The sequence below is a fragment of the Streptomyces sp. NPDC005402 genome, from assembly GCF_040606575.1.
Taxonomy (GTDB): Bacteria; Actinomycetota; Actinomycetes; order Streptomycetales; family Streptomycetaceae; genus Streptomyces.
Map to the genome: position 1 here is coordinate 54,800 of NZ_JBEXFB010000004.1, position 24,291 is coordinate 79,090.

The window sequence follows — 24,291 nt, forward strand, 5'->3', positions numbered from 1 at the left end:
ATCCACCGCTCACAGGACCCCTACCTGCCGGTAGATTCAGAGCCTCCTGAACGATCAAGTCTGAAACTTGTTCTAGATTACCGTCTCGTCGTAATCTCGCGGGACCGTGCAGGCAGAAGGGGGCCCAGAGTGACCGCTGAGGCCAGTCAGGCGGGGTCTTTCGAGGACCTGGCCGCCGACGGCGAGCGACCGCTCCGTATCGCGCTCCTCACCTACAAAGGGAACCCGTTCTGCGGCGGTCAGGGCGTCTATGTACGGCACCTCTCGCGTGAACTGGCCCGCCTCGGCCACCGCGTCGAGGTCATCGGCTCCCAGCCGTACCCGGTCCTCGACCCGGGATACGACGGCCTGAGCCTGACCGAACTCCCGAGCCTGGACCTGTACCGCTCCCCGGACCCCTTCCGCACCCCGCGGCGCGACGAGTACCGCGACTGGATCGACGCCCTGGAAGTCGCCACGATGTGGACCGGAGGCTTCCCCGAGCCACTCACCTTCTCCCTGCGGGCCCGACGCCATCTCCGGGCCCGCAGCGGTGAGTTCGACGTGATTCACGACAACCAGACCCTCGGTTACGGCCTGTTGGGCGATGTCGGCGCACCGCTGGTGACCACCATCCACCACCCCATCACCGTGGACCGCCAGTTGGAGCTGGACGCGGCCGACGGCCGGCGGCAGCGGCTGTCCAAGCGCCGCTGGTACGCCTTCACCCGCATGCAGAAGCGCGTGGCCCGCCGCCTGCCGTCCGTGCTCACCGTCTCCGGCACGTCCCGCCAGGAGATCGTCGACCACCTGGGCGTGCGCGACGACCGTATCCACGTCGTCCACATCGGCGCCGACACCGACCAGTTCTCGCCGGATCCGTCGGTCCCCGTGGTGCCGGGCCGGATCGTGACGACCTCCAGCGCGGACGTCCCCCTCAAGGGCCTGGTCTTCCTCGTCGAGGCGCTGGCGAAGGTCCGCACGGAACACCCCGGGGCGCACGTCGTCGTCGTGGGCAAGCGGCCGACCGAGGGCCCGGTCGCGCAGACCATCGAGCGTTACGGCCTCGAAGGCGCCGTCGACTTCGTCAAGGGCATCTCGGACGCCGAACTCGTCGACCTGGTCCGCTCGGCGGAGGTGGCCTGCGTGCCGTCGCTCTACGAGGGCTTCTCCCTGCCGGCCGCCGAGGCGATGGCGACCGGAACCCCGCTGGTCGCCACGACCGGCGGCGCGATCCCCGAGGTCGCGGGCCGCGACGGCGAGACCTGCCTCGCGGTACCGCCGGGCGACTCCGGCGCACTGGCGGCGGGCCTGAGCCGACTGCTGGGCGACCCGGACCTACGGGCGCGGCTCGGGGCGGCGGGACGCGAGCGAGTGCTCTCCCGCTTCACCTGGGCGCGCGCCGCCGAGGGAACGGTGACCAGATACCGGGAGGCGATGGCCGCCACCGCGAAGGCGACCACGCCCCGCTCGACGGCGTCCACGGCTCGTGCGACGGCGGACCTGGCCGGTACGGCGGCGACCTCGGCCCGCACAGCGGCAGACTCGGCTGGTGCGGGGGCAGAGCTGGCCCTTGCGGCGGTGGACCCGACTGGCACGGCGGTGGACTCTGCCGGCGCGGCGGCGGACCCGGTGCGTGCGGCGGTGGACCCGGCCCGTTTGGCGGCGACCTCGGCCCGCTCGGCCGTGAACCCGGCCCGCACAGCGGCAGACTCGGCTGGTGCGGCGGTGGACCCGGCGCGTGTGGCGGCGTCCTCGGCCCGCTCGGTGGCGAACCCGGCCCGCACGGCGGCGGATACGGCGGGTGCGGCGGGTGCGGCGACGGACCCGGCCGGCGCGGCGGCAGACCCGGCACGTGTGGCGGCGACCTCGGCCCGCTCGGTGGCGAACCCGGCCCGCACAGCGGTGGATCCGGCGCGCGTGGCGGCGAACCCAGCCGGTACGGCGGCGGACTCAGCCGGTGTGGCGGCGAACCCAGCCGGTACGGCGGCAAACCCGGCCCGCACCGCGGCAAACCCGGCCCGGTCGGCGGCCCCGGACCAGGGTGGCTCGGCCGGCCCGGATCGCGGTCGGAGCGTAGCCCCCGTGAGTCGCGCTGTGGACGCCGTGCCGGGGGAGGGCGGTGCGGTGGGCGCCACTGATGCCCCCGCGCCCTCGAACAGCGCCGTACCCGCAGCCTCGAAGACCGCTGCTGCCCCCGCAGCCTCCACCAGTGACACCGGTGTCTATCCCGAAAGCAGGGCCACGTGCTGACCGTCGACTTCTCCAGGTTCCCGCTCGCGCCGGGCGACCGCGTGCTGGACCTCGGCTGCGGGGCCGGCCGGCACGCCTTCGAGTGCTACCGGCGCGGCGCGCAGGTCGTGGCCCTGGACCAGAACGCCGACGAAATCCGCGAGGTCGCCAAGTGGTTCGCGGCGATGAAGGAGGCCGGGGAGGCCCCCGAGGGCGCCACCGCGACGGCCATGGAGGGCGACGCCCTGGCTCTCCCGTTCCCCGACGAGTCCTTCGACGTCGTGATCATCTCCGAGGTGATGGAGCACATCCCCGACGACAAGGGCGTACTCGCCGAGATGGTCCGGGTGTTGAAGCCGGGCGGCCGGATCGCCATCACCGTCCCGCGCTACGGCCCCGAGAAGGTCTGCTGGGCCCTGTCCGACGCCTACCACGAGGTCGAGGGCGGACACATCCGCATCTACAAGGCCGACGAACTGCTCGCGAAGATCCGCGAGGCCGGCCTCAAGCCGTACGGCACCCACCACGCGCACGCCCTGCACTCCCCGTACTGGTGGCTGAAGTGCGCGTTCGGCGTCGACAACGACAAGGCGCTGCCGGTGCAGGCGTACCACAAGCTGCTGGTCTGGGACATCATGAAGAAACCGCTGGCCACCCGGGTCGCCGAGCAGGCCCTCAACCCGCTGATCGGCAAGAGCTTCGTGGCCTACGCGACCAAGCCGCACCTGCCGCGGGTGGCCACCTCGTGACCACTCCCCGGACAGAACACCTCGTCCTGCCCGGGGTCCTCACCGCCGAGCAGGCCGCCGCGACCGTCGCCGGAATCCTGGCCGTGCAGCGGGAGGACGGGGCGATACCGTGGTTCCGCGGGCACCACCTCGACCCGTGGGACCACACCGAGGCCGCGATGGCACTGGACGCGGCGGGCGAGCACGAGGCCGCCGAGCGGGCCTACGAGTGGCTCGCCCGGCACCAGAACGAGGACGGGTCCTGGTACGCCGCGTACCAGGACGGGCAGTTCGCGGAGGTCACCGACCGCGGACGCGAGACCAACTTCGTGGCCTACATAGCCGTAGGTGTGTGGCACCACTACCTGTCCACCGGCGACGACACGTTCCTCGACCGGATGTGGCCGACGGTGTACGCCGCGATGGAGTTCGTCCTGGGACTCCAGCAGCCGGGCGGGCAGATCGGCTGGAAGCGGGAGGACGACGGCAGGCCCGTCACCGACGGGCTCCTCACCGGATCCTCCTCGATCCACCACGCGCTGCGGTGCGCGCTCGCGATCGCCGAACAGCGCGAAGAACCGCAGCCCGACTGGGAGTTGGCGGTCGGTGCGCTGCGGCACGCGATCCGCCGGCACCCCGAACGCTTCCTCGACAAGGACCGCTACTCGATGGACTGGTACTACCCGGTCCTGGGCGGGGCGTTGACCGGTGCGGAGGCCAAGTCCCGTATCGAGGAGGGCTGGGAGCGGTTCGTCGTACCCGGTCTCGGGGTGCGCTGCGTCGTCCCCAACCCGTGGGTGACGGGCGGGGAGTCGGCCGAACTCGCCCTGGCCCTGTGGGTCATGGGAGAGTCCGACCGCGCCCTGGAGATCCTCCAGTCGATCCGGCATCTGCGGGACGCGGAGAGCGGGTTGTACTGGACCGGGTACGTGTTCGAGGACGGGGCCGTGTGGCCGCAGGAACTGACCACGTGGACGGCGGGATCACTGCTGCTGGCTGTGGCCGCGCTGGGCGGCCACGAGGCGACCTGCGCGGTGTTCGGGGGCGACCGGCTGCCGCTGGGGCTGGACACGGACTGCTGCTCCTGAGAGCTCGGCCCTGTCTGTCCGTCGGCGGGCGCGGGTGGTCTGTGGCTTGTCGCGCAGTTCCCCGCGCCCCTTCAGGGCGTTTCAGTGACGGTGAGCCCTATTGGCGATGGCGTGGCCCACGAAGAGGTAGACCACCGCTGCCAGGCCGTAGCCCGCGACCACACGGGCCCAGGCCTCGTCGAAGGTGAAGAGGTCGTAGGACCAGCCGGCGAGCCAGCGAGCGGCATCGTGGATGAACTGCACGAAGTCGTTCGCACGGTTGGCGTCCAGCAGGTACATCAGGATCCACAGGCCCAGGATGAAGGCCATGATGTCGGCGACGACCGCTATGACCGTCCCGGCTGAGTTGGCACCACGGCGCGTATGAGTGGACATGGTGTTCGAATGGCCGCGAATTCTCCGCCGAAACCTGGAGTCATGCGTTGAGCTCCGCCAGCACCCGCAGCGACTCCCGGTCCGGGGCCAGCGCCAGCAGGTCCGTCACCGGGCCCTTGCGCCACGACTCCAGCCGCTCGGCGATGCGTTCGCGCGGGCCGACCAGGGAGATCTCGTCCGCGAACGCGTCCGGCACCGCGAGCACCGCCTCCTCGCGACGGCCTTCGAGGAACAGCCGCTGGATCCTGCGCGCCTGTTCCTCGTACCCCATGCGGGCCATCAGGTCGGCGTGGAAGTTGCGGGCCGCGTGCCCCATTCCGCCGATGTAGAAGCCGAGCATCGTCTTGACGGGCAGCAGCCCCTCGGCCACGTCGTCGCACACCCGCACCTGCGCCATGGGGGCGACGAGGAAGCCCTCCGGGGCTTCGGCGAGCGAGGCCTCGTAGACCTCGGGCCGGTTCGGCGACCAGTACAACGGCAGCCAGCCGTCGGCGATCCGGGTGGTCTGGGCGATGTTCTTCGGCCCCTCGGCGCCGAGGAGGACCGGCAGATCGGCGCGCAGGGGATGGGTGATCGGCTTGAGCGCCTTGCCGAGCCCGGTGCCGTCCGCACCCCGGTACGGCAACGGGTGGAAGCGGCCGTCCACCTCGACCGGCGCCTGCCTCCTCAGCACCTGCCGCACGACGTCGACGTACTCCCGGGTCGCGGTCAGCGGCGACTTGGGGAACGGGCGGCCGTACCAGCCCTCGACGACCTGCGGGCCGGACAGCCCGAGGCCGAGCATGACCCGCCCGCCGGAGAGATGGTCCAGGGTGAGGGCGTGCATGGCGGTCGTGGTCGGCGAACGGGCCGCCATCTGCGCAACCGCCGTACCCAGCCTGATCGTTGACGTCCGCGCCGCGATCCAGGTGAGCGGCGTGAACACGTCCGACCCCCAGGACTCGGCCGTCCACACCGAGTGGTAGCCGAGCCGCTCCGCCTCCTGGGCGAGCGGCACCTGGTCGGGGGAGGGGCCGCGGCCCCAGTAACCGAGCGCAAGGCCGAGTCGCACGACGCCTCCTGACGATCCGTCAGCTCGTTGCAGCCGCTCGCGAATGTACGGCAACGGCCCCCCGCCCGGAAGGGGCGAGGGGCCGTCGTACGACCTCGAAGGACTCAGCCGCGCTGGATACCGCTGGTGTCCTGCAGCACCCCGCGGCGGCCGTCCTGCGTCTGGGCGACCAGACCCGGACCGCGCTGCTCGACCGCCAAGTACCAGGTACCCGGGGCGAGTTCGGCGATCGGCGTCGGCGAACCGTCCTCCGCGAACAGCGGACGCGGCACCGGCACGGCGAACCAGAACGGCGAGAACTCCGCGGCGGGCGGCTGCGGGGCCTGCGCCTGCGGCTGGGGCTGCGCACCGAAGGGCTGCCCCGGCTGCGGCTGACCACCGTAGGGCTGTCCCTGCTGTCCCTGCGGCCCCGGCTGCTGGGCACCCGGGTAGCCGTAACCACCGGGCGGCTGGGCGCCGTAGGGCTGCGGCTGGGGCGGCTTGGGGGCCGGGACGAGACCGGCCTGGAGGGCCGGGACGAGGGGGGTGGCGACGGCGGCCGCGGCCATGACCAGGGTGGCGACGAGAGCGAGGATCAGTCCGATACCGGCGCTGACGGCGTCCGAACTGGAGCCGTAGTCCGCGGCGCTGAGCGGGTCGAAGACGTTCCCGAGCGCGCTCCAGGCGGCGAACACCGTGAACGCGGTGCCGACCTGACCGAGGTCGAGACCCGCCACCTTCGGGAGCTGCGACAGGCCGCGCGACAGGACGACGAGGGCGGCGCCGATGATGCCCGCGAGGACCACCCCCATCACGACCGGACCGCTCGCCCAGGCGCTGGGGAGATCGGCGTCGTCGGAGACTCCGTCGACCGAGTACAGATCAAGGAACGACGCGATGAACAGCAACACCGCTGCACCGATCACCACGCCGTCGCCTCGAGTGAGGGAGCGGATATTCACTTCAAGTCCTTCGTAGGTCGTCTCGTCGTCGGTAGACCCTATCGTCCGCCCGGGCGGAGCGTACGACGGGATCCGCGCGCTGATCGTCACCCGCGCAGGAATCTCACGATTCCCTCAGAGATTCCTTGCGCCGCCTTCTGCCGCCACGCCCCGCTGGTGAGCAGTGCCGCGTCCTTGCTGTCGCGCATGTTGCCGCATTCGATGAACACCTTGGGAACCTTTGACAGGTTGAGGCCGCCCAGGTCGGTACGGGTGTCGAGGCCGGTGCCGTGGCCGATGTAGTTGGAGGGCCCGGTGTGCGTCGCGTGGCCGAAGTCGGTCGCGATGAGTTTGCCGAGTTCGGCGGAGGGGGCGACGATCCGGCGGGTGTCGGCGATGCCCTTGTGGACGCGGCCCGGGAGGATCACGTGGTAGCCGCGCTGCCCGGCGCCCGCGCCGTCCGCGTGGATCGACACCACGGCGTCGGCCTTCGCCCTGTTGCCGATTTTGGCCCGCTCGTCCACACAGGGGCCGTAGGGGCGGTTGCCGTCCTGCGTCAGTTTCACCGTCGCGCCCTGCCTCTCCAGCAGGGTGCGCAGCCGGTGGGCGACGTCGAGAGTGAACTTGGCCTCCGCGTAACCGGAGTTGGTCGACGTCCCCGTCGTGTCGCACTCCTTGCGGTTCGTGCCGATGTCCACCTTGCGGTTGATCTCGGCCGTGTGCCGGAAGTTGGTGAGGTTGTGCCCCGGGTCGATGACGACGACCTTGCCCCTGAGCGGGGCGGACGGTGCCTTGTCGTCGGCGGTGGTGGAGGAGACGGTCGGCGGAGCGCTCGCCCGCGGAATCGCCGCGGCCGCCGTCCCGTTGCCGTCGGCCGCCCCGCTCACCCCCTCGTACACCAGCCACCCGAGCAGCGCGCCCGGCAGGAGCACGGCGAGGGAGAGGACCAGCGGCCGGCGCCGGGGGCGGCGGGGCTGGGGGGAATCGAATTCAGGGCCTGCGTACGACACGACTGCGACTCTAGTCCCGCCCTCGGATCCCCGCCCTCAGATCCCGGCCCGCGTCCGCCGCAACACCCGCAGCGAGTCGGTCGCCGAGACCTCCGTGAAGGCGCCGGAGGCGAGGGCCCGAAGGTACACGCGGTACGGCGCCTGGCCGGTGAACTCGTCCTCCGGCTCCGGGAACACGTCATGGATGACGAGCAGCCCGCCCTCGGCCACGTGCGGGGCCCAGCCCTCGTAGTCGGCGTTCGCGTGCTCGTCGGTGTGGCCGCCGTCGACGAAGACCAGGCCGAGTGGGGAGCCCCAGATCTTCGCGATCTGCGGCGACCGCCCCACCAGAGCGACGACGTGCTCCTCCAGCCCGGCCCGGTACAGGGTCCTGCGGAAGGTCGGCAGCGTGTCCATCACCCCGAGCTCGGGGTCGACGGTCTCCGGGTCGTGGTACTCCCACCCGGGCTGCTGCTCCTCGCTGCCGCGGTGGTGGTCGAGGGTCAGTGCGACGACCCCGGACTCCCGGGCCGCGTCACCGAGCAGGATCGCGGAACGGCCGCAGTACGTACCGACTTCCAGAAGCGGCAGCCCGAGCCGCCCGGCGTCCAGGGCTGCCTCGTGGAGGGCCAGCCCCTCGCCGACCGGCATGAACCCTTTCGCGGCCTCGAAGGCGGCCAGGATCTCGGGCTTGGGTGCGGCCGCGGCCATGGGGTTCCTCTCGGTCGTACGTGTGGGCAGACGCCGTACGACCGCCATGCCGCCGTACGTCCTTCCGGGCCCCCATGCTGCCGCACCCTCCGCCCGACGGGGGACAGGGGGTGAGGCACGTACCGGAGGGGACGACCCACCGCGGTGGCAGGTGGCAGGTGGCAGGGGACAGGGGGGCGCTGGTCAGCAAGGCGCCCGCCCCGGCCGTCGTGCGGATCGGGGGCGGTCCCGCGCGACCTTCCTGGCGCCCCCGACGCCACTCACCCCCGCCCCAGGTGCGGGGCGGGGGTGCGGGCAACCGTCGGTCAGGCCGTGACCGTCTCGCCCGGCAGGGCCAGGTCCAGGTCGATCGCCCGGTCGTCGCCCGTGTGGGTGGCCGCGGAGGCCAGGGGGCCGCGGCCGGTGGCGCGGGCGGCGAGGACGTAGGCGCCCTGGGTGGGGACGGTGAGGACGTACGAGCCGTCGTCGGCGGAGAGTGTGGCGCCCGCCTGACGGCCCCGGCGGTCGATCAGCGTGACCTTGGCACGGGCGACGGGAGCGCCGGAGGCGTCCAGGACCCGGCCACGGAAGCCCCGCAGTACCTCGTCGGCGCGCTCGATGGCCGCCTCCTCCTCACTGCTCGCCCGAAGCTGCGGTGCCTTGTTCGGCTTCGGCAGGAACAGGGCCATCAGCAGTCCGACGGCCACCGCACCGGTCGCGATGAGGAAGGACACCCGGAAGCCGTGCATGGTCGGTACCGCGACGCCGCCGACGTTGTTCGCCGTGTTCGCCAGCACCATCCCGATCACGGCGCTCGACACGGACGTACCGATGGAGCGCATCAGGGTGTTGAGGCCGTTCGCCGCGCCCGTCTCCGACGCGGGCACCGCGCCGACGATCAACGCGGGCAGCGAGGAGTAGGCGAGCCCGATGCCCGCGCCGAGGACCACCGCGATCACGAGGCTCTGCCAGGCCGCGCTCATGAGGCCGAGGCCCGCGCCGTAGCCGATCGCGATGATCAGCATGCCGAGGATGAGAGTGACCTTGGGGCCGTACTTCGCCGACAGCCGGGCGTACACGGGCGCGGTGAACATCATCGTCAGGCCCAGCGGAGCAACGAGCAGGCCCGCGGTGACCATCGACTGACCGAGGCCGTAGCCGGTCGCCTTCGGGAGCTGGAGCAGCTGGGGAAGGACGAGCGAGACGACGTAGAACGAGACACCGACCATGATCGACGCCAGGTTGGTGAAGAGGACCGCCGGGCGGGCCGTGGTGCGCAGGTCGACCAGCGGGGCCTTGAGCCGCAGCTCCATGACGCCCCACAGGACGAGCACGACCGCGGCGGCGGCGAAGAGGCCGAGCGTGGTGCCCGAGGTCCAGCCCCAGTCGCTGCCCTTGGTGATCGGCAGGAGGAAGAGGACGAGACCGGTGGAGAGACCTATCGCGCCCAGGACGTCGAAGGTGCCCTCGGCGCGCGCCGGGGACTCCGGTACGACGAGGAGGGTGAGGACGATCGAGAGGGCGCCGAGGCCCGCGGCGCCGTAGAAGAGGGCGTGCCAGTCGGCGTGCTGGGCGATCAGGGCCGCGAGCGGCAGGGCGAGGCCGCCGCCGACGCCGATCGAGGAGCTCATCAGCGCCATGGCCGAGCCGAGCTTCTCGCGGGGCAGCATGTCGCGCATCAGGCCGATGCCCAGGGGTATCGCGCCCATGGCGAAGCCCTGGAGGGTGCGGCCGGCGATCATCGTGAGCAGGTCGCTGGTGAGGGCGCTGACCAGGGCGCCCACCACCATCACGGCGAGGCTGAGGATGAGCAGGCGGCGCTTGCCGTACAGGTCGCCGAGGCGGCCCATGATCGGGGTGGCGACGGCGCCCGAGAGCAGGGTGGATGTCAGGACCCAGGTGGCGTTGCTGGGCTCGGTGTCCAGCAGTTGCGGCAGGTCCTTGATGACCGGGACGAGCAGGGTCTGCATCACCGCGACCACGATGCCCGCGAAGGCGAGCACCGGGACGACAGCGCCGGACGCTCTCCGGGTGGGCTGGTCGGTCGGCGTGTGCGTCATGTGAGGGAGGCCTCCGGGCCTGGAAGATCGGCTTACGTGTGGCTTGAACTACGTATGCATGGGCAACTATTCCGATGCTTCGGCGTACTAACGATTTCTTTATATTCTCTTGGGGAAGCGCAGCCGGGTTGAGACCATGGCAGCCATGCTCGAAGCCGCTGAAGTCGCCCGCAGACCCCGCAGACCCCGCAGACCCCGCAGACCCCGCAGACCCCGCAGACCCCGCCGTCCCCGGTCGGCGCCGCCCGCCTGGCTGGTGGTGGCGCTGGCGTGCGCGGGACAGTTCCTGGTCGTCCTCGACGTGTCCGTCGTCAACGTGGCGCTGCCGTCCATACGTGCCGACCTGGGCATGAGCGAGTCCGGTCTCCAGTGGGTCGTGAACGCCTACTCCATCGCCTTCGCCGGGTTCATGCTCCTCGGCGGCCGGGCCGGTGACCTCTACGGCCGCAAGCGGATGTTCCTGGTCGGCCTCGGCCTGTTCACGGTCGCCTCGCTGGCCGGCGGCCTGGCCCAGCAGGGCGGCGAACTGCTGCTCGCCCGGGCCGTGCAGGGCCTCGGTGCCGCGGTGCTCGCCCCCGCGACCCTCACGATCGTCACGTCGGCCGTCCCCGAGGGGCCCGCGCGGGCCCGGGCCATCGCCACCTGGACGGCCGTCGGCGCGGGCGGCGGCGCGGCCGGCGGCTTCTTCGGCGGACTCCTCGTCGACACCCTGTCCTGGCGCTGGGTGCTGCTGATCAACGTGCCCGTCGGCGCGCTGGTCCTGCTGGGCTCGCTGCTGTGGCTGACCGAGAGCCGCAGCGGGGACGGGCGGCGCCTCGACCTGCCGGGAGCGCTGCTGGTCACCGGGGGGCTGGCGGTGTTGGCGTACGGCATCTCGCAGACCGAGGCCGAGGGATGGACGGCGGCCGCCACCCTGGTCCCGCTGGCCGTCGGCCTCGCGCTGGTCGCGGGCTTCCTCGTCGTCGAGTCGCGTACGACGGCCCCGCTGATGCCGCTCGGACTGCTCAGGGTGCGCGCGGTGGCGTCGGCGAACGCGGCGATGTTCCTGAGCGGCTCCGCCCTGTTCTGCACGTGGTACTTCATCACGCTCTACGCCCAGAACGTCCTCGGATACTCCCCGCTCGAAGCCGGGCTCTCCATGCTGCCGAGCTCCCTGGCGATCGTGCTCGGCTCCAAGCTCGCGCCCCGCCTCATGCACCGGCTCGGGGCGCGCCGGGTGGCGGCTCTGGGGACGCTCGTCGCGCTGACGGGTTACGGCTGGCAGTCGACGATGACCTCGGACGGCGGCTACGTCACCTCGATCATGGTCCCCGGCGTCCTGATGATGCTGGGCGCGGGTCTCGCCTCGACCCCGCTCGCCTCGCTGGCCACGTCGGGTGCGGCGCCGGGGGAGGCCGGGCTGGTGTCCGGGCTGGTCAACACCTCGCGCACGATGGGCGGCTCGCTGGGGCTCGCGGTCCTGTCGACGCTCGCGGCGGCCCGGACGGGGGGTGCGGGCTCGCCGGAGGCGCTGACGGAGGGGTACGCGCTGGCGTTCCGGGCGGGGACGGGGGTGCTGCTGGCCGGGGTGGTGCTCATGCTGGTGTGGCTGCCTCGGAAGATTTCGGTGACGTGAGGCAACCGTCCGGGCCGCCCATGGACTCCTCAAGACATCTAGGAGGTGCCCATGGGGGATCGGAAACAGGCTCGGGACGAGGAGTTCCAGAGCTTTGTCATCGGCCGCTGGCCGCGGCTGATGCGGACGGCATTTCTCCTCACGGGGGAGCAGCACGCCGCGGAGGATCTGGTCCAGACGACGCTCGAACAGGCCTATGTGGCCTGGCGCAGGGTCGGCTCGGCGGACGATCCGGAGGCGTATGTACGGCGCGTGATGATCAACGCGCACGCGCGCAGGCACCGCAGGAGGCTCAAGGAGTTCCTGGCGCGGGGGGACGACTCGGGCCTGGTGCGCGAGATCGCCGACACCGGTGACCGCATGGCCCAGGCCGACGACCGCGGCGCCCTGCTGACGGCGCTGGCCCAACTGCCGCCACGGCAGCGGGAGGCGGTGGTCCTGCGGTACTGGGAGGACCTGACCGAGACCCAGACGGCCGAGGCGATGGGCTGCTCGGTCGGCTCGGTGAAGAGCAACGCGGCCAAGGGGATCGCGAAACTTCGCGCCATACCCGGACTGGCCGACATGGCGACCCAGGGAGGGCGGAAGTGATGAGCGCGGACCGGGAGAAGAGCCACCACATGCATGACAGCGACATCGCCCTCCTGCTGGCCGACGCCGCCGACGAGGTAGAGATCGGCATAGCCCCCTACCAGGCGGTGCTCCGCGGTGGCCGCAGGCGCCGGGCCCGCCGCTGGGCGGTGGCCGCGGCCACGGCACTGGTGCTCGCGGGCTCCTCGGCGACCCTCGCGGTGGCGGGGTTGCCGGGCGGGGGCGGCGGGCAGGTGGCGACCCGGCCGTCCGTCCCGGCCGCCGCCGACCCCTCCAAGGCCCTGCGCACCACGCTGGCGACCGGCACCGACCAGGGGACCAAGTGGCGCGTTCTGATCGACGTGTGGTCGGCCCCGCGCGACGAGAAGCAGGCCGAGGCCCAGCGCGCCGCCATGGCCTTGCGCGGTGAGACCCCGCCGGACGCCCACAAGGCCTCCGACCTCATCGGTAAGATCACCTACTTCGTGCACCGCGAGTATGGCGGCGAGACGACGAAGGTCATGGAGAACACGGTCCCCGAGTCGGACACCATGACCGGCACGGACCTCATCTCCGGCTCGCTCCCGCTCCAGCCCGACGACAAGGCGGACGTACGGCTCGTCATCGGCTACGTCGCCAAGACCGCCCAGCGCGTCAACTGCACCTGGACGAACGAGACGGCGACGGTGGTGGAGAAGGCCGGCCCCGGGACCGGCACCGACGTCCCGGCGATCCGGTCGCCGAAGGGCTCCCCCTACGACTGGTTCGTGTGCCTGGCGCCGAAGGGCACCGAGTACAAGACGGCGGAGGTGATCGGGTAGGGAGCCGCCGGGGTTACCTGTTTCTTGCGAGGAGGCCTCGGCGTTCACGCAGGGGAGGAATCGCATCCGGGTGTCGCGACGCGGAGCGTCGCCGTATCAGGTTCAGGGCGCGGAGCGCCCGCAGTGAGCGCACCTACACCTGCACCGTGTGCGGAACTGTGTCTCCACGGGACAAGAACTCCGCACGTGTGATGCTCGTCCGGGCTGGTCTCAACCCGGCTGGTGCCGATGGCGCAAGACTTTCTGGAGCGCTGCTCCAGGAGGCGGCCTGAGCCAGGAATCCCCTTCCTTTCAGGGAGGGGAGGATTCAAAGCCACCCCTGCTGCCGGGCCGCCCGTACCGCCTCCATCCGGTTGCGGGTGCCCGTCTTGCCGATGGCGGAGGAGAGGTAGTTGCGGACGGTGGACTCGGAGAGGTGGAGCCTGCCGGCGATGTCGGCGACCGTCGCGCCGTCCGTGGACGCCTTGAGGACATCGCACTCGCGGGCGGTGAGGGGGTTCGGGCCGGCGCTCAGGGCGGCCGCGGCGAGGGCGGGGTCGATCACGGTCTCGCCGGTCAGCACCCGGCGGATCGAGACCGCCAGCTCCTCCACGGGACCGTCCTTGACGAGGAAACCGGCGGCACCCGCCTCCATGGCCCGGCGGAGGTAACCGGGTCGTCCGAAGGTGGTCAGGATCAGCACCCGGCAGTCCGGCGCCTGGTCGCGCAGTTCGGCGGCGGCGTCCAGACCGCTCATCCCCGGCAGCTCGATGTCGAGCAGCGCCACGTCGGGGCGGTGGACGAGCGCCGCGTCCACGATCGCGTCCCCGGCCGCGACCTGGGCCACGACCTCGATGTCCGGCTCCATCCCGAGCAGCAGCGCGAGCGCCCCGCGCATCATGCCCTGGTCCTCGGCGAGCAGCACACGGATGGACTTGGCGGCCCGGTGCTCCCGGGGCATCTCGTTCACGGCCCAAGAGTAGGGCGCGTCGGGGGGAGCGGTGGGGGTGCGACGTCGTTGCGCCGGAGCGCGCGGCTCACCGTCCTCATTGCCAACGGGCCGCTGCCCGAGCCGCCCGCCACGCCGCTCGTCTCCCGCTCCCGCGCCGCGGTCTCCGCCGCATCCTTGAGAACCGAAGAGGGGACGGACCTGTACGGCGTCACCCCGCGACCTCGCCGATCCGGGCCGCGCGCACCGCCCCCGCCGGCTCCCCGGACGGCTCCGGCGCCACCGACTCGACCGGCAGCTCGGCCCGCACCACGAATCCACCCCGTGCCCCCGGACTTGCCTCCAACGACCCACCGGCCGCGGCCAGCCGCTCGGCGAGCCCCTTGAGACCGGTGCCGCCGACGACCGGGATGGACACCGTGCCGGCGTTCTCACCCCCGCACTCACCCAGGGTCGGCGCCGTGCCCGCCGCCGTCCCCCGGCCGTCGTCCCAGATCCGCAGCCGCACCCGTTCCGCCGAGCCCTGCACGGAGATCTCGCAGCGCTCCGCCCCGCTGTGCCGTACCGCGTTGGTCACCGCCTCGCGGACCACCCAGCCCAGCAGGGCCTCGGTCTGGGCGGTGAGCGGGTGCCCGGATCGCTGGACGACGGGCTCGATGCCCGCGGCACGCAGGGCCGAGGCGGCCCGGTCGAGGTCCGTGCTGAGGCTGCCCTCGCGGTAGCCCGTCACCGCCTCGCGGATCTCGGTGAGCGCCTGGCGGCCGACCGACTCGATGTCGCAGACCTGGAGGAGCGCCGCGTCCAGGTCCCGTGGGGCGAGGCGCCGGGCCGCCTCCGACTTCACCACGATCACCGACAGGGTGTGCCCGAGCAGATCGTGCAGATCGCGGGAGAACCGCAGCCGTTCCTCCTCGACCGCGCGCCGGGCCAGTTCCTCGCGGGCCTCCCGCAACTGCCGTACCGCTTCGGAGAGGGACATGATCGCGGCCGTCACCATCGTGGAGATCCAGGTGGCGTACGCGGTGTCGAGGCCGCCCCAGCCGTCGCGGAAGACGCAGGCCGCGCCGGCGACCACGGTCACGACGGCCCCCACCCACCGCAGGTGCGGCAGCCGCACGACGGCGCCCGTCGCGAGCCCGAGCAGGGGGAAGAACAGCAGCCAGTTACCGCCGTACCCCATCGCCAGACCGCAGGTCACCAGCCCCATCAGCACCAGCGCCACCCGCGTCGAGGTCGCCTCCCGGGTCTCCTTGCAGAAGGCGCGGAAGGCGACGTAGATGTAGAGCGAGTTGAACGTGAACAGCCCGAGGCCGCCGATCCAGGGGCTGGGGGTCTCGCCCTGGAAGAGATTGGAGAAGGCGCCCATCCCCATCAGCAGCCACGGCAGCAGACCGAACCCGCTGCCCAGGCCCGCCTTGGTGGGGACCTCCCCGGCCCGCTCCGCGGCCTGGTACTCGGCGTTGAGGCGTTGCTTGTTCGCCTTGTAGTACCGCTGGTGCTTCCGCGCCTCGCGGATCCCCTCGCGGGTTTCGTCCACGCGGCACGAGAACTTGCGCGTCCAGGACATGACCGTTCCTCCGCTCAGAGGTTCCCGGCGTGCCGCCGGTAGGGCAGGACAGCGTACGAACCGAACGGCGGCAGCCATGCTCCCCGTTTCCGTCCCCCGTGTCATGCCGACGACGCTACGCATCGCGGAGGCCGCCCGGCAGATGTGCATGTACGGACTCGGGCAGTACGAATGTCACACGCCCGGAACCCGGGAACCGGCACCCCTCACGGTCACCTGACACACCGTCAGGAGCCTTCACAACTGCGTCGGGCTCGGCTATACAGAGGGCGCCGGACTGGAACGCGTTCTAGATCGGCCCGCGACGACCTCGGTGCGGCCGACGGTGCGGACGGCCGTACCGAGGTCTTGACCGAGCCCCTGTCAGGAGCCGTATGCCCATCGACGCAGCCAAGGCCCTCGCCGCCGAACCCCGGACCGGCGAGATCTCCTGGAACTCCAAGGACGTCCAGCTCTACCACCTCGGCATCGGAGCAGGCGTTCCCGCCACCGACCCCGACGAACTGCGCTACACCCTCGAATCCCGGCTGCACGTCCTGCCGAGCTTCGCCACGGTGGCGGGCTCGGGATCGCCGGGAGTGATCAGCGGCCTGTCCATGCCCGGCGTCGACGTCGATCTCGCCAAGGTCCTGCACGGCGGCCAGTCACTGGTCATCCACCGTCCCCTCCCCGCCCAGGGCACCGCGACCGCCACCCACCGCATCGCCGCCGTGTACGACAAGGGCAAGGCGGCCGTCCTGGTCATGCGGACCGAAGTCGCGGACGCCGATGGCCCGTTGTGGACCAACGACGCCCAGATCTTCGTACGGGGAGAGGGCGGCTGGGGCGGCGACCGGGGCCCCTCCGCCCTCCCCCACTCTCGGCTTCGCTCGAGCGGGGGGACCCCCACCGAACCCCCCACCGGCGCACCCGACCGGACCGTGGAGCGTGCCGTCCGCGAGGACCAGGCGCTGCTCTACCGCCTCTCCGGCGACTGGAACCCGCTGCACGCCGACCCGGAGTTCGCCAAGGTCGCCGGGTTCGAACGGCCCATCCTGCACGGGCTGTGCACCTACGGAATGACACTCAAGGCGGTCGTCGACACGCTGCTCGGCGGGGACGTGACCCGGGTGCGGTCGTACGTCACCCGGTTCGCCGGGGTCGTGTACCCGGGGGAGACCCTGCGGATCCGTATGTGGCACACGCCGGAGTCCACCAGGGTCGCCGTCAGTGCCGTGGAACGCGACGACGCGCCGGTCCTCGCCGACACCGTCGTCGAACACTCCTGAACCCACCACGCCGTACGAGGGGAGCCGCACCATGCGCGCAGCCGTACTGCACGAGATCGGCCAGGAAAAGCTCGAAGTCCTCGACGACGTCGAGGCGGTGGGCTTCGGACCCGGCAGGGTCAGGATCCGGGTGCGGGCCACGGGGCTGTGTCACTCGGACCTGTCCGCGATGGCCGGGGTCCTCCCGCAGCCGGCGCCCTTCGTCCCCGGGCACGAGGGCGCGGGCGAGATCCTCGAAGTCGGGGAGGGCGTGAGTAACTTGAAGCCCGGTGACCGGGTCGTCGTCTGCTGGCTGCCCGCCTGCGGAGCCTGTCCCGCGTGCAAGCGCGGCCAGACCGAACTGTGCCTGGCCGGGTTCATGAACGCGGGCACCCCCAACTTCCGGCGTCCCGGCGGTGATGTCTTCGGCTTCGCGGGCACCGGCACCTTCGCCGAGGAGGTCGTCGTCGACGCGGGCTGCGCGGTGCCGATACCCGACGACGTGCCCTTCGACATCGCGGCACTGATCGGCTGCGGGGTCACCACCGGACTCGGGGCCGCGCTCAACACCGCGGACGTGGAGGCCGGTTCGTCGGTCGCCGTCATCGGCTGCGGCGGTGTCGGCATCTCCGCCATCCAGGGGGCCCGGCTCAAGGGCGCCGCCGAGATCGTCGCCGTCGACCCGGTCGCCTCGCGCCGCGAGGCCGCCCTGAAGTTCGGCGCGACCCGGGCCGTCTCCCCGGACGAACTCGCCGACGCCAAGCAGCAGGTGACCGCCGGCGAGGGCTTCGACTACGTCTTCGAGGTCGTCGGCAGGTCGGCGACCGCCCGCACGGCGTACGAGAACACCCGGCGTGGCGGCACCCTCGTGGTCGTCGGCGCGGGCGCCATGGACGACTTCCTCCAGCTCAACATGTTCGAGCTGTTCTTCGACGAGAAGCGCATCCTGCCCTCCATGTACGGCGGCGGGGACGTCCTGCGCTCCTACGAGCGGACCATCGCCCTGTGGCGGGCCGGCCGTATCGACCTGGACGGCCTGATCACCCACCGGGTACCGCTGAGCGAGATCAACGAGGCGCTCGACCAGATGCGCACGGGGACCTCACTCCGTACTTGCATAGAGATCTGAGGGCCGCGATGACCGTGCCACTGCCACTCGATGGGCTCGCGGCGATCGTCACCGGCGCGGGCCGGGGCCTGGGCCGGGCCGAGGCGCTGGAACTGGCCCGGCTCGGCGCGGCCGTGGTCGTCAACGACTTCGGACAGCCGGGCCGGGACGGTTCCGGCGAGGCCTCCGCGGGACCGGCCGAGCAGGTCGCCGAGGAGATCCGGGCCGCGGGCGGACAGGCCCTCGCCCACACCGGGGACGTGGCCGACCACCGACAGGCCGGAGAACTCGTCGAGTTGGCGATCGCCGAGTTCGGCAAGCTCGACATCCTCGTCAACAACGCGGGCATCCTGCGCGACCGCATGGTCTTCTCCATGACCGAGGGCGAGTGGGACGCCGTGATCAGGGTCCACCTCAAGGGCCACTTCAACACCACCCGGTTCGCGGCCGCGCACTGGCGCGGGCGGTCCAAGGCGGCGGGCGGGCCGGTGTACGGCCGGATCGTGAACACCTCCTCGGAGGCGTTCCTCGCCGGGTCCGCCGGACAGCCCAACTACGCGGCCGCCAAGGGCGGGATCGTCGGACTCACCACCTCGACGGCCCTCGCGCTCGCCAAGTACGGCGTCACCGCCAACGCCATCTGCCCGCGTGCCCGCACCCGGATGACCGAGGACGTCTTCTCGGGAGCGGGGTTCGAGCAGCCCGAGTCGGGGCTCGACCCCCTCGCCCCCGAGCATGTCGCCCCGCTCGTCGGCTACTTGGCCTCACCGGCCGCCGAGCGCGTCAACGGCCAGCTTCTCGTCGTACATGGAGGGATGGTCGTGGTGGTCGAACGGCCGCGGGTGCAGGCCAAGTTCGACAGCAAGCAGGACACGTTCACCTACGACGAACTGGACGCGCTGCTCACCCCGCACTACGCGCGGCGGCCGACCGGGGAGACCTTCGCGGCCGCCGAAGTGCTCGGACTCAAACGGGAGTAGAGGCGCTGGGACCGGCACGGGGCCGGACACGCGGCGGCCCGCTCCCCGTACGAGGAGCGGGCCGTGTGTCGTCGTCTGTCCTCAGGCCGCGGCCTCGGACTGCTCGACCGACTTGCGGTGTCGGCCACGCGGGGCCGTGTCGCTGTCCTGGACCGAGATCGGGCCCCGGTGCTTACCGTGGCCCGTGGACTCCTGGACGTCGGCAGTCGACTGGTTCGTGCTGGCGTCGCTCATGGAAGTAATTCACCCCGTCAACATGATCTTTCTTACAGCGGGGGGAGTTTAACCGGCACACCACAGGGCGAATCCAGGCGGCCGGGCCAACCGGCACTACTTCGTTACAAGATTGCCCAACGGGGCTTGCTGCAAGGGCACAGGGCGTGCCACGACAGGCTCCGGAGGGTCCGGTTCGGGCGCCCGCGCGACCGTACCGCCGCCGCCCTCCGAACCCTCCGGGCCCGCGTCCCCCGCCCCCGTTGCCCCCGTTCCCCCCGGGCCCTCCGCCTCCCCGGTGAGGCCTCCGTTCCCCAAGAGTGCCGCCCACCGCGCCACCCCGCACGGCGTGTCCGCTGTGGCGTACGGCAGGAGCAGCTCCCCGTCCTCGGTCCACAGCCCGGCACCCGTCAACCACCCCTCGGGCGCCGGGAGATGCAGGACCTGTCGGGCGGCGGGCCGCCACACGCCCACCCAGCTGCCCATCGGACCGTCGACGCGCAGCGCCACCCCGCAGCCCTCCGGCATCAGCACCTGCCCCGGCTGGATCGCGAACGGCGTCACCGCACAGTCCTGCACCCGCAGACACTCCGGGAAGCGCACCGGCAACGTGCTCCCCAGGACCCCCCAGCCCAGCCGCGTACGCCCGGGCGAGGGCGCGTCCGAGGAGATCAGCAGCAGACCGCTGTCCGGGTCGGCCAGCAGCAGCCGGTCGTCGCTGCCGTCGGTGATCTGCAGCAGCGGCGACACCTCCCCACCCCGCTCCAGATCGACCACGACCGCCTTGGTCCGCCCCCCGGCCTCCCGGTCCAGGGCCAGCATCCGCCCGGCCCGGTCCAGCCACACCCCGCCCGAGCAGCGCCCCGGGATCTCCGCGAGGTGCTCCGGCCCGAAGGCACCGCCCGCCACCAGCCACACGGCACTGGAGCGCGGGCCCACAGCGAGGGCGTACGCGTTCTCGCCGCCCGGCGCCGGCGGCAGCAGCCGCAGGGACGTGCCGTCCGCGGGGCACTCGACCGCGCCCAGCGGCAGCTCACCGGTCTGCGGGCCGGTCGGGTAGAGCAGCGAGAAGGTGTGCCGCCCGTCCGCGAACCGCCTGATCAGCACCCGCCCGTCGCCCATCGGCTGCACCTCGGTGCCGGGCTCCTCGGGCTGGTTGCCGGGCAACGGCACCGCGTAGGGCTCGGGGCCGTCCAGGGTCCAGCGCTCGGGGAACCAGGAGTCGCCGTCCCGGGCGAGGCGGGCCGCGTAGGAGCCGTCGACGGTGATCACGCACTCCGTACGCGGGATCACACCTTCCGTGCGCGGGGTCTCGCCGTACTCGGTGATCGCGCGGCCCTCCGTCCGTGGCGTCTCCCCGTCCTCGGTGCTCGCGCCCTCCGTCCGCGAGGTCTCCCCGTCCCCGTTCTCCCCGTTCCCCGCGTTCGCCGCCATGGGTTCGATGGCACAGGCCGTCATCGTCCGGTCACCTCCGGTGACGAAACTAGTTTTCGCACGCGCAGACGGGGGACGGGCCGGCTTCCGCTTCACACAAAGGGGTGGCCCAGGAACGATTCGCCTGAGGAAACCGGGGCGACTGTGCTGAGCGGGACGGTCGTGGGCGGCTCAGGTTCAGCGGGACAGACCAGGCAGGTAGCCTTTCCCCGTGCCCCGTCTGTCTGAAGTCATCGCCGCGCTGGAGAACCTGTGGCCCGCCGAGCGGGCCGAGTCCTGGGACGCGGTCGGCACCGTCGTGGGCGAACCCGACCAAGAGGTCACACGGGTCCTGTTCGCCGTCGACCCGGTCCAGGAGATCGTCGACGAGGCGGTGAAGCTGGGCGCGGACCTGCTGGTCACCCACCACCCCCTCTACCTGCGCGGTACGACGACCGTGGCGGCCTCGCACTTCAAGGGCCGGGTAGTCCACACCCTCATCAAGAACGACATCGCGCTGCACGTGGCCCACACCAACGCGGACACCGCCGACCCGGGCGTCTCCGACGCGCTCGCGGGCGCGCTCGACCTCCGGGTCGTACGGCCGCTGGTGCCGGACCCGACCGATCCGTCCGGACGCCGGGGCCTGGGGCGGGTGTGTGAGCTCGACCCCCCGACGACGGTCCGCGAACTCGCCGCGCGAGCCGCCGCCCGCCTGCCCGCCACCGCGCAGGGCATCCGCGTCGCCGGCGACCCCGAGGCCACCGTCCGCACGGTCGCCGTCAGCGGCGGCTCCGGCGACAGCCTCTTCGACCAGGTCCGCGCGGCCGGCGTCGACGCCTTCCTCACCGCGGACCTGCGCCACCACCCGGCGTCCGAATTCCTCGCGGATCGCGCCCACAGTCCCCTCGCGCTGCTCGACGCGGCGCACTGGGCCACCGAGTGGCCCTGGTGCGAGCTGGCCGCCGCCCAGCTCGACGAGATCTCCGACCGCCACGGCTGGAACCTGCGCGTGCACGTCTCCAAGACGGTCACCGACCCCTGGACCAGCCACTCCCCTTCACCTGGAGCCCCCAACTGAACGCCGCGCCCGCCGACCAGATCCGACTCCTCGACGTCCAGGACCTCGACGTCCGCCTCCAGCAGCTCACCCACAAGCGCAGGTCGCTGCCCGAGCACGCCGAGATCGAGTCGCTCACCAAGGACGCCACCCAGCTGCGCGACCTGCTGGTGGCCGCCCAGACCGAGGAGAGCGACACCGCCCGCGAGCAGACCAAGGCCGAGCAGGACGTGGACCAGGTGCGCCAGCGCGCCGCCCGCGACCAGCAGCGCCTGGACTCCGGTGCCGTGACCTCGCCCAAGGACCTGGAGAACCTCCAGCGCGAGATCACCTCCCTCGCCAAGCGCCAGGGCGACCTGGAGGACGTCGTGCTGGAGGTCATGGAGCGTCTGGAGTCCGCGCAGGAGCGGGTGGCCGAGCTGACCGGGCGCGTCACCTCCGTCCAGTCGAAGATCGAGGACGCGACCGCCCGCCGGGACGCCGCCTTCGAGACCCTCGACGGCGAGATCGCATCCGTCATCAAGGAGCGCGAGGTCATCGCCGCCTCCATCCCCGCCGACCTCCTCAAGCTCTACGACAAGCTCCGCGCGCAGCAGGGCGGGATCGGCGCGGCCAAGCTGTACCAGCGCACCTGCCAGGGCTGCCGCCAGGAGCTCGCCATCACCGACATCAACGAGATCCGCGCGGCCGCGCCCGACACCGTGGTGCGCTGCGAGAACTGCCGCCGCATCCTGGTGCGCACGTCCGAGTCCGGCCTGTAAGGGGCGTCGCCGTGCGGGAGTTCATCGTCGAGGCCGACGGCGGCTCGCGGGGCAACCCCGGGCCGGCCGGCTACGGCTCCGTGGTCCTGGACGCGGCGACGGGCGAGACGCTGATCGAGACGTACGAATACCTCGGCGTCGTCAGCAACAACGTCGCCGAGTACCGGGGGCTGCTGGCTGGCCTGCGCGCCGCGCACGACCTGGACCCGTCGGCCTCCGTGCACGTCCGCATGGACTCCAAGCTCGTCGTCGAGCAGATGTCGGGGCGCTGGAAGATCAAGCACCCCGACATGAAGCCGCTGGCTCTGGCGGCCGGGCGGGTGTTCCCTCCCGGGCAGGTCACCTACGAGTGGATCCCGCGCGAGCAGAACAAGCACGCGGACCGGCTGGCGAACGAGGCGATGGATTCGCGGGCGTCGGCGAGTTCGGTACGGAAGCCGTCGGCTGCCGACGGGAAGCTGTCCTCCGAGGAGGGGAAGCTGTCGGCTGCCGGCGGGGAACTGTCCTCTGCCGAGGGGAAGCTGTCGGCTGCCGGCGGGGAATTGCCCTCTGCCGGCGGGAAGCCGTCCTCTGCCGACGGGAAAGAGTCCGCTGCCGAGGCCGACGTGCGTGCCGCCAAGGTCGTGGCAAGCCCAGGTTGGGCCCCGGCCGACATGGGCGCGCCCGCCACCTTCGTGCTCCTGCGCCACGGGGAGACCCCCCTGACCCCCCAGAAGCGGTTCTCGGGAAGCGGCGGCACGGATCCGTCCCTGTCCGACATCGGCAGGGAACAGGCCAGGAGGGCCGCCGAAGCCCTGGCCCAACGGGGCACGATCCAGCACATCCTCGCCTCGCCCCTGACCCGTACGAGGGAGACCGCCGCCGCCGTAGCGGAGCGCCTCGGCATCGAGGTCACCGTCGAGGACGGCCTGATCGAGACCGACTTCGGCGCCTGGGAGGGTCTCACCTTCGGCGAGGTGCGCGAGCGCTACCCGGACGACCTCACCACCTGGCTGTCCGACCCGGAGGCCGAACCCACCGGCGGCGGCGAGAGCTTCGCGGCCACGGCGACCCGGATCGCGGCGACCAGGGACAGGCTTGTCGCGGCGTACGCGGGCCGCACGGTCCTGCTCGTCACCCACGTCACCCCGATCAAGACGTTCGTCCGCCTCGCCCTCGGCGCCCCGCCCGAGTCCCTGTTCCGCATGGAACTCTCGGCGGCGTCCATGTCAGTGGTCGCGTACTACGCCGACGGCAACGCGAGCGTGCGACTCCTCAACGACACGTCACACCTGCGGCCGTAGCGCCGACGCCTCCCGGGCCAGCGTCTCGACCCGCCCCCAGTCCCGCGCGGCGACCGCATCCTCCGGGAGCATCCAAGTCCCGCCCACACAGCCGACGTTGGGCAGGGACAGATACTCGGGGGCGTTCCCGGCCCCGATCCCGCCCGTCGGACAGAACCGCGCCTGCGGCAACGGCCCGGAGAGCGACTTCAGATACGCCGTACCGCCCGCCGCCTCCGCCGGGAAGAACTTCATCTCCGTCACGCCCCGCTCCAGCAGCGCCACGACCTCCGAGGTCGTCGACACCCCCGGCAGGAACGGCACCCCCGACCCCCGCATCGCCTCCAGGAGTACGTCCGTCCAGCCCGGACTGACGAGAAAGCGCGCGCCGGCGGCCACTGAGTCTCGCACCTGGTCCGGCGTGATCACGGTCCCCGCACCCACCACCGCGTCGGGCACCTCCTTCGCGATCGCCCGGATCGCGTCGAGCGCGACGGGCGTCCGCAGTGTCACCTCGATCGCGGAAAGCCCCCCGGCGACCAGCGCCCGGGCGAGCGGCACGGCGTCGGAGACGTCCGCGATGACGACGACGGGGACCACGGGGGCAAGGTCCAGGAGCGAGGGGGCCATGGCG

General features: G+C 72.0%; 23 protein-coding genes and 1 pseudogene. 13 read left to right on the forward strand and 11 right to left on the reverse strand.

Annotated features, from left to right (window positions below; translation table 11 throughout):
- Positions 1-129 precede the first annotated feature (129 nt).
- The 3 genes from ABZT02_RS08730 to ABZT02_RS08740 are packed head-to-tail and all read left to right on the forward strand — an operon-like array spanning position 130 to position 4,027.
- Positions 130-2,232: a glycosyltransferase gene (locus ABZT02_RS08730; RefSeq protein WP_356015665.1), complete on the forward strand. Its 2,103-nt coding sequence runs from the start codon at positions 130-132 to the stop codon at positions 2,230-2,232.
- Positions 2,226-2,960, forward strand: coding sequence for a class I SAM-dependent methyltransferase (locus tag ABZT02_RS08735; RefSeq protein WP_356015667.1), 735 nt, complete (start codon positions 2,226-2,228; stop codon positions 2,958-2,960). The genes ABZT02_RS08730 and ABZT02_RS08735 overlap by 7 nt, the downstream gene beginning before the upstream one ends.
- Positions 2,957-4,027, forward strand: coding sequence for a prenyltransferase (locus tag ABZT02_RS08740; RefSeq protein ID WP_356015668.1), 1,071 nt, complete (start codon positions 2,957-2,959; stop codon positions 4,025-4,027). Before ABZT02_RS08735 ends, ABZT02_RS08740 begins: the two co-directional genes overlap by 4 nt.
- An 81-nt stretch (positions 4,028-4,108) precedes the next feature.
- On the opposite strand, the gene ABZT02_RS08745 is transcribed toward ABZT02_RS08740, so the two are convergent.
- The 6 genes from ABZT02_RS08745 to ABZT02_RS08770 form a co-directional block, all read right to left on the reverse strand.
- Positions 4,109-4,402, reverse strand: coding sequence for a hypothetical protein (locus tag ABZT02_RS08745; RefSeq protein ID WP_356015670.1), 294 nt, complete (start codon positions 4,400-4,402; stop codon positions 4,109-4,111).
- Between the two features lie 40 nt (positions 4,403-4,442).
- Positions 4,443-5,453 carry an LLM class F420-dependent oxidoreductase gene (locus ABZT02_RS08750; RefSeq protein ID WP_356015672.1) on the reverse strand — a complete coding sequence of 337 codons (1,011 nt, stop codon included), beginning with the start codon at positions 5,451-5,453 and terminating at the stop codon, positions 4,443-4,445.
- Positions 5,454-5,557: 104 nt separating this feature from the next.
- Positions 5,558-6,394, reverse strand: coding sequence for a hypothetical protein (locus ABZT02_RS08755; protein ID WP_356015673.1), 837 nt, complete (start codon positions 6,392-6,394; stop codon positions 5,558-5,560).
- Between the two features lie 86 nt (positions 6,395-6,480).
- Positions 6,481-7,383 carry an N-acetylmuramoyl-L-alanine amidase gene (locus tag ABZT02_RS08760; protein ID WP_356015674.1) on the reverse strand — a complete coding sequence of 301 codons (903 nt, stop codon included), beginning with the start codon at positions 7,381-7,383 and terminating at the stop codon, positions 6,481-6,483.
- A gap of 36 nt (positions 7,384-7,419) precedes the next feature.
- Complete coding sequence (locus ABZT02_RS08765) at positions 7,420-8,073, reverse strand: class I SAM-dependent methyltransferase (protein WP_356016311.1); 654 nt, start codon at positions 8,071-8,073, stop codon at positions 7,420-7,422.
- A gap of 305 nt (positions 8,074-8,378) precedes the next feature.
- Positions 8,379-10,112 (reverse strand): MFS transporter, encoded by a 1,734-nt coding sequence (locus ABZT02_RS08770; RefSeq protein ID WP_356015675.1) that lies wholly within the window; start codon positions 10,110-10,112, stop codon positions 8,379-8,381.
- A 136-nt stretch (positions 10,113-10,248) separates the two neighbouring features.
- Here ABZT02_RS08770 and ABZT02_RS08775 point away from each other — a divergent pair, with 136 nt between their 5' ends.
- The 4 genes and pseudogenes from ABZT02_RS08775 to ABZT02_RS08790 form a co-directional block, all read left to right on the forward strand.
- A complete protein-coding gene (locus ABZT02_RS08775; RefSeq protein ID WP_356015676.1) occupies positions 10,249-11,727 on the forward strand; it encodes an MFS transporter in 1,479 nt (492 codons plus the stop codon).
- 51 nt (positions 11,728-11,778) lie between these two features.
- Positions 11,779-12,318, forward strand: a complete 540-nt coding sequence (locus ABZT02_RS08780; RefSeq protein WP_356015678.1) for a SigE family RNA polymerase sigma factor — start codon at positions 11,779-11,781, stop codon at positions 12,316-12,318.
- A complete protein-coding gene (locus ABZT02_RS08785) occupies positions 12,318-13,118 on the forward strand; it encodes a hypothetical protein (protein WP_356015681.1) in 801 nt (266 codons plus the stop codon). The genes ABZT02_RS08780 and ABZT02_RS08785 overlap by 1 nt, the downstream gene beginning before the upstream one ends.
- Before the next feature lie 122 nt (positions 13,119-13,240).
- Positions 13,241-13,390, forward strand: a pseudogene (locus tag ABZT02_RS08790) (RNA-guided endonuclease TnpB family protein); the annotation flags it as partial.
- Positions 13,391-13,425: 35 nt separating this feature from the next.
- On the opposite strand, the gene ABZT02_RS08795 reads toward ABZT02_RS08790, so the two are convergent.
- Positions 13,426-14,058 (reverse strand): response regulator transcription factor, encoded by a 633-nt coding sequence (locus ABZT02_RS08795; protein ID WP_356016313.1) that lies wholly within the window; start codon positions 14,056-14,058, stop codon positions 13,426-13,428.
- Positions 14,059-14,257: 199 nt separating this feature from the next.
- Entirely contained in the window at positions 14,258-15,613 is a 1,356-nt protein-coding gene (locus tag ABZT02_RS08800; protein ID WP_356015682.1) for a sensor histidine kinase, read from the reverse strand.
- Positions 15,614-15,987: 374 nt separating this feature from the next.
- Between ABZT02_RS08800 and ABZT02_RS08805 the strand changes: the two genes are divergently transcribed.
- Genes ABZT02_RS08805 through ABZT02_RS08815 form a run of 3 tightly spaced genes read left to right on the forward strand, consistent with a single transcriptional unit; the run spans position 15,988 to position 18,948 of the window.
- Positions 15,988-16,881 (forward strand): MaoC/PaaZ C-terminal domain-containing protein, encoded by an 894-nt coding sequence (locus ABZT02_RS08805; protein ID WP_356015684.1) that lies wholly within the window; start codon positions 15,988-15,990, stop codon positions 16,879-16,881.
- 31 nt (positions 16,882-16,912) lie between these two features.
- Positions 16,913-17,989: a Zn-dependent alcohol dehydrogenase gene (locus tag ABZT02_RS08810; protein ID WP_356015685.1), complete on the forward strand. Its 1,077-nt coding sequence runs from the start codon at positions 16,913-16,915 to the stop codon at positions 17,987-17,989.
- Positions 17,990-18,003: 14 nt separating this feature from the next.
- Entirely contained in the window at positions 18,004-18,948 is a 945-nt protein-coding gene (locus ABZT02_RS08815; RefSeq protein WP_356016315.1) for a 3-oxoacyl-ACP reductase, read from the forward strand.
- Positions 18,949-19,029: 81 nt separating this feature from the next.
- Here the strand turns inward: ABZT02_RS08815 and ABZT02_RS08820 are convergent, their stop codons facing one another.
- Together ABZT02_RS08820 and ABZT02_RS08825 are read right to left on the reverse strand one after the other, a co-directional pair.
- A complete protein-coding gene (locus tag ABZT02_RS08820; protein ID WP_356015687.1) occupies positions 19,030-19,182 on the reverse strand; it encodes a hypothetical protein in 153 nt (50 codons plus the stop codon).
- Between the two features lie 96 nt (positions 19,183-19,278).
- The gene (locus tag ABZT02_RS08825) at positions 19,279-20,619 is read right to left on the reverse strand and encodes a hypothetical protein (RefSeq protein ID WP_356015689.1); all 1,341 of its coding nucleotides are present in this window, start codon (positions 20,617-20,619) and stop codon (positions 19,279-19,281) included.
- A 187-nt stretch (positions 20,620-20,806) separates the two neighbouring features.
- On the opposite strand from ABZT02_RS08825, the gene ABZT02_RS08830 reads away from it, so the two are divergent.
- Genes ABZT02_RS08830 through ABZT02_RS08840 form a run of 3 tightly spaced genes read left to right on the forward strand, consistent with a single transcriptional unit; the run spans position 20,807 to position 23,678 of the window.
- Entirely contained in the window at positions 20,807-21,655 is an 849-nt protein-coding gene (locus ABZT02_RS08830; RefSeq protein WP_356015691.1) for a Nif3-like dinuclear metal center hexameric protein, read from the forward strand.
- A complete protein-coding gene (locus tag ABZT02_RS08835) occupies positions 21,652-22,395 on the forward strand; it encodes a C4-type zinc ribbon domain-containing protein (RefSeq protein ID WP_356016316.1) in 744 nt (247 codons plus the stop codon). Before ABZT02_RS08830 ends, ABZT02_RS08835 begins: the two co-directional genes overlap by 4 nt.
- A gap of 11 nt (positions 22,396-22,406) precedes the next feature.
- The gene (locus tag ABZT02_RS08840; protein ID WP_356015693.1) at positions 22,407-23,678 is read left to right on the forward strand and encodes a bifunctional RNase H/acid phosphatase; all 1,272 of its coding nucleotides are present in this window, start codon (positions 22,407-22,409) and stop codon (positions 23,676-23,678) included.
- Here ABZT02_RS08840 and eda read toward each other — a convergent pair.
- Positions 23,661-24,287, reverse strand: coding sequence for a bifunctional 4-hydroxy-2-oxoglutarate aldolase/2-dehydro-3-deoxy-phosphogluconate aldolase (gene eda / locus ABZT02_RS08845; RefSeq protein WP_356015694.1), 627 nt, complete (start codon positions 24,285-24,287; stop codon positions 23,661-23,663). The two genes, ABZT02_RS08840 and eda, sit on opposite strands and share 18 nt — an antisense overlap.
- Positions 24,288-24,291: the final 4 nt, after the last annotated feature.